Consider the following 5,269-nt stretch of genomic DNA (forward strand, 5'->3'; position numbering starts at 1 on the left):
TTGGGCCCTCGCCGACCAGAAATGCCATGTTTTGCATTACTCCGAGGGCAAATCTTGCGAATCAGTCAATCAGGGTCCTTTTGGACACGACCGATAGCCAGTCACGGAAAACGGTGATCGACGTCGCGGTCCGCCCCCGCCCGGCAACGACCCCTGCCCCTGCTCGTTCGGCCGAGGCAGAGGGCTGTATTCGATTCGGTGACGTAGGAAAGACTCACCGGCAATTCGATGGCGCAATCATCCAGGGGCCGGGTAGCCCACTTTGGGAACGTGACAATCGGTACTATAGTTTCGGGGGCTATCCATTCCCGGCTGCGCGCAAGTGGTCACTTTCTTCCTGGGCCCGGAACGGCAGCGCCTGGATCAAAACATTATGCGACTCGGAGGGGCGGGCATCGAGCACGACCGCCTACAAGCTCTATCCGAGGGAGAATAGAAAACCCAATCCAGCGGCGTGGACATACGTCGGGGGAAGTTACGCCGGGCAGTCGGGCGTACGGCATTATCTGGAGAAAAATGGCGACCGGTCCGTACCTGATCTGTTTCTTTTGAAATAATTCGGTCGAAGCGGTGTCCGCCCGAATCGAGTCACGCGCGGATTCGGAGTCGAATCCCCGATCCAGGGCTCGGCTCGAATATTAAGTGCGACCAAGAACCGGGGTACCTGGTGGCGGATTGCAATCTCCGTTTGGCGCCCATCCGCGCCTACTGTGATCTCGTTTGGACGGGGATCCGTATGATCTGGGGGAAGCACACGCAATGGCCAAGCAGCTCGCTATCATCATCGATGCCTCGGGCTCGATGTTTCATCCCGCCGGCGGCTCTTCCAAGGACAAAATCGTCGAGGCTTCGGAGTCCGTTCAGTACATCATCGATGAAATCCAGAATACGGCCACAGTGAGCGATCCATGGGCGGTCTCGTTCTGGTACTTCGCCAATACGACCAGCGGACTGATCGGTCAGGGCAACTTCCCCCTGGCGGGTGATACGACGCTTTACAAGACAGCCGTTGCCAACACCATCGAGGATCAGTCCATCACCCAGGCCGCGGTCGGCAATCTGACGGATATCTTTCATGCCGTGCGGACGGTCGCGGACTTCATGGTCGCCAACCCGCCGGGCGGGTTCCCCGCGGTCTACAAAAAGAAAATCGTTTTGTTTACCGACGGCAACCAGACGGTGGAGCACGACGGTCTTTTGACCCGAAGCGGCTACGAAACCGAGCTCGGGGTCGACTTTGCGACTTTGCTGGCTGGAAATGGAATTGCCCTAAACGCTCAGGGCATTGGTTCGGATCTTCTGAATGCGACGTTGACGGATCTCGTCGGGCAAGCCGAGCCGTTCGGCAGCTCGTCCAAGGTGATCAGCACCACGCCCGGCTACGTCGCGGACACCTCGGCGGCGCTCATGACCAACTCCATGAAGGTAGTGAACAACAACGGGATTCTGCCGTTGCGTCCGCTTAAGCGGACGCCCGACAAGCTGCTGTGGGAGCAGTTCAGCCTGCCCGCGCTCGAATTCGATGCCCGCGGCGAGCCGACCGGCAAGCGGGTCAATTTCGAAAATTTCGAAGTCGATGTGGACGCGATCTCCCGTGAGCTGCTGCTCGGTCTTACCTGGCATCATCCCGGCAAGCCGGCGATCGAGGCGCGTGCACCCTCGGGCATGGTGTTTCGAGACGGCCTGAACGGGGCGTTCGAGATCGGCGTGGGATGGATGGCCGCGCTGCACATCCCCTCGCCCGAGCCCGGTATCTGGCGCGTGCGCGTTGCCGGCGATCCGAAGCACCGGCCGTTGCGCATGAATCTCATGGCCCGCTCGGTGTGTCCGGAGTTCGATATCCGTCTGCAGGTCGATCCCTTCCTGCTGCAGCCCTCGGAGACGAGCCTCGTGACCGCGACGCCGCTGTTCGACGGCAAACCGGCCCGTGGCAAGTTCGAGGCTCTGTTGAGTGACTTCAACGGCCGCTCCTGGCCCATGAAGCCTCAGGACGACGGCCAGCTCATCGCCAAGGCGGACTTCCCGGCGCCCGGCCTTTGGCCCTTGCGGGTCGAGCTCAAGGGGCGATTGGAGGGCGAGCGGCATGTCGAGCGCCTGGAGTTTACGTCGGTCCAGGTCGGAAGGCCGCGCGATCCGCGGCTGACTGTCGAACCCGATCGTTTTCGAGCGGGCCGACGCTATAGGGTGGCGGTGACGATCGCCGACGCGGCTTTCAGCGCCGTCACCCAAATCGGTTTCGGCGCCGGGATCGAGGTCAAGCGTTTTACGGTGCTCAGCGCGCTCGCGGCGGTGGCCGAGATTTTCGTCGCCGCCGATGCCGTTCCCGGTGCCCGGGAGGTCCTGACCTACCAGCCCGATGCGGAGACGCTGGGCGGGATTGTCGTTGAACGGACACTGGGGGGCTCTGCGCCGGGGTTCACCGGATACGTGAGCGCGCTGCGTTTTGATGCCCGGGGCCGGCTGACCGCCGTCGTACTGGGCAAGGAACGCGCGATTCCCGTGCAGCGTCATGTCGGGCGCTTGCGCCGGCTGCTGGAAGAGGCGCGGGACGAGGGCCGCGCCGTGTCGATCCAGGTCGACGGCGATGGTTGCCTGAGTGAACTGACGGTTGGCGAATGAGCTCGCCATTCGATCCGGTACCTCCCGCGGACATCGCTGGAGTCCTGGCGCGTTTCGAGGCGATTCTGGACTGGGCCCGGCGGCGCAAAAGCCGGCTCGGCTATTTCGCGGCTCTGTATCGCGGCGTCACGCTCGGCGCTCGGACGGCCCTTGCGGTGGGTGCATTCGAAAATCCGCAGGCGGCGGAGCGGCTGGTGGTGATTTTTGCCGGCCGATATTTCCAAGCCTTCGCGGATTATCCCGGCGGTGCCTCTCTCCCGCGTGCCTGGCAGACCGCATTCGATGCCGCCGGGCGCTGGACCCCGACCGTATCGCAGCATCTGCTGCTGGGGATCAACGCCCACATCAATCTGGATCTGGGGATCGCAGCGGCCCGTACCATGGCGGAGGGGGACCTTCCGAAAGCGGATTTCGACCGGGTGAACGGGTTGCTGCTGGAGATGGTCGACGAGGTCGAGACGAAACTCGCCAAGGTCTGGCCTCTGCTGCGGCTTCTGGATTGGCTGGCCGGCCGGCTTGACGAAATGTTGATCGGGAGCAGCCTGCGTCATGCCCGGTCCCGGGCCTGGGATTTCGCCGTTGAGCTGCGTGTTCCCGGAAGTGACGAGGCTGCCCTGATCACCGCGAAAGATCGACGCGTGGCAGCAATCGGCCGCCACATTGCCAAGCCCGGGCTGTTGCTGCGGGCGGCGCTGGGGATCGTCCGTCTCGGGGAGTTGCGATCCGTGGTCGGCATCATCAAGCTGCTCGAGGCGGAAACCGCTCGTGCGCCGGTTTCCGTGCGTTCGGGGACCTCCCATCAGACGCCGCCCGCATAGGGCCTGGCAGAGGCCGCTCGTGCAACGCTTCAGCAAAGGGCCACTAGGATTGCAGCGCGGCGCCGCCGGGGCGGCGCCTGTCGCGGTGGGGTGTGAGGCCTCGCCTCATCCCGATCGGGGTCACAAGAGAAACCGCCTTACATGACAGAGATTGGCAAGCCTTCCCCGGAAAATGACTATCTTGGCGAACATGCGGAGCTGATCTTGTCGAGCCTGTTACGTATGACGGGCAGGAATTTGGTCGATCCCGCTCTCTCTGATAAAGAGCGCTATCGCTCGCTATTCGAAGCACCATTTGCTGTTGTCTCACACAATACGGAAGTCGATCCCGTCTTCAATTATGGCAACAAAGTCGCATTAGAACTATTCGAAATGAAATGGGTTGATTTTATCAACTTGCCTTCGAGGTTGTCGGCAGAGCAACAAAACAGAGATGAAAGACAGCGACTGCTCGCGCGTGTAACCGAATATGGCTTCATCGACGACTACAAAGGTGTACGAATATCTTCTTCGGGAAAGCGATTTCTCGTCGATGATTCTATCGTCTGGAATATGATAGATGAAAATGGCATTTATCGTGGCCAGGCCGCTGTCTTGTATAAATGGTCGAAGCTATGATCATTGACAATGCAAACTCCGGCCTGCACAAAGGGGCCGATAGTTGGCGCTTACCGTGCAATTCGGCGCTACCAACTCGCTCAATGCGGAGGCGCCGAATTCAGGGGAAATCGCGTTTTGTCGTTTCGCTGATCGCCATTGCGGTATTTCGGTGCGTACCTCGAACTCGCCGGGACGGTTAGGCTCGCTGTTCGACTGTTAGTCTTATGCTGGAGAGCTCATCGAACGTGTGCAAAGATGCGGCGGTTGATCTCTACGAGCGGCATGCCCGGGAGTACGATCAGGATCGCGACCGGTCTCTTCATGAACGCGCGTGACTCGATCGGTTTCTTGCGCATGTCCCTGCCGGAGGCACCGTTCTCGACGTGGGTTGCGGAATGGGCGAGCCAATCGCCAAGCACCTCATCGACCGCGGATTCGGCGTGCTCGGCGTGGACGCCGCGCCGTCGATGATCGAGCTCTGCCGTGCGCGTTTTCCGGCATCGGAATGGGTTATGGCCGACATGCGCGGGCTCGCGCTCGGCCGGCGCTTCGACGGCATTCTGGCATGGGGAAGTTGTTTTCATCTGGGCAAGGACGAGCAGCGCGGAATGTTTCGACGCTTTGCCTTGCATGCCCGGCGCGGGGCACCGTTGCTGTTCACGAGCGGTCCGGCAGAAGGCGAGGCGATCGGCGCCTACCGCGGCGAGCCGCTCTATCACGCGAGCCTGGGACCCGCGGAGTACGAGGCGCTGCTGCCCGCGAACGGGTTCGTAGTGAGAGACTACGTTGCGGAGGATCCGGAATGCGGGGAGCACACCGTGTGGTTGGCAACCTACGAGGCGAGCCCGCGGTGTCAGCGCGCTGAGCTGCTGGCGCTCGCCCGAGGCTTACCGCCAAGGCGGGTGGCTCAGCCTGCCGAAGACGGACACAAGACGATCAGCCATGGCAGTTGGATATAGCTCGAGCGTCTATCAGATCAAGGTTACTTTGCTGGAAAGCAGGCCGCCCATCTGGCGTCGTATCCTCGCACCCAGCAATTTGCCGCTGCCGAAGTTCCATGTACTGTTACAGATCGCCATGGGCTGGGAGAACTATCACCTCCATCAGTTCATCGCGGGAAAGCAGTACTTTGGCGTGCCCGATCCTGATTTTCCATCGGAGGTGAAGAACGAGGCCCGCGTCAAATTGCAGCAGCTTCTACCGGCGGAAGGTTCGTCAGCCATCTATGAATA

At 61.2% G+C, this 5,269-nt stretch carries 4 protein-coding genes and 1 pseudogene; all 5 read left to right on the plus strand.

The window, feature by feature from the left end; translation table 11 throughout:
• The first annotated feature begins 759 nt into the window (after positions 1 to 759).
• Positions 760 to 2,619, plus strand: coding sequence for a vWA domain-containing protein (locus AC52Q4_RS09350; protein ID WP_495536528.1), 1,860 nt, complete (start codon positions 760 to 762; stop codon positions 2,617 to 2,619).
• Positions 2,616 to 3,437, plus strand: a complete 822-nt coding sequence (locus AC52Q4_RS09355; protein ID WP_495536529.1) for a DUF5995 family protein — start codon at positions 2,616 to 2,618, stop codon at positions 3,435 to 3,437. Before AC52Q4_RS09350 ends, AC52Q4_RS09355 begins: the two co-directional genes overlap by 4 nt.
• Positions 3,438 to 3,578: 141 nt before the next feature.
• The gene (locus AC52Q4_RS09360; RefSeq protein WP_495536530.1) at positions 3,579 to 4,055 is read left to right on the plus strand and encodes an MEKHLA domain-containing protein; all 477 of its coding nucleotides are present in this window, start codon (positions 3,579 to 3,581) and stop codon (positions 4,053 to 4,055) included.
• Between the two features lie 332 nt (positions 4,056 to 4,387).
• Positions 4,388 to 4,996, plus strand: a pseudogene (locus tag AC52Q4_RS09365) (class I SAM-dependent methyltransferase); the annotation flags it as partial.
• Positions 4,980 to 5,269 (plus strand): plasmid pRiA4b ORF-3 family protein (locus AC52Q4_RS09370; protein ID WP_495536531.1); only part of this gene is annotated, 290 nt, incomplete at its 3' end. The pseudogene AC52Q4_RS09365 and the gene AC52Q4_RS09370, both read left to right, overlap by 17 nt.

Source organism: Nitrococcus sp., from assembly GCF_059432795.1.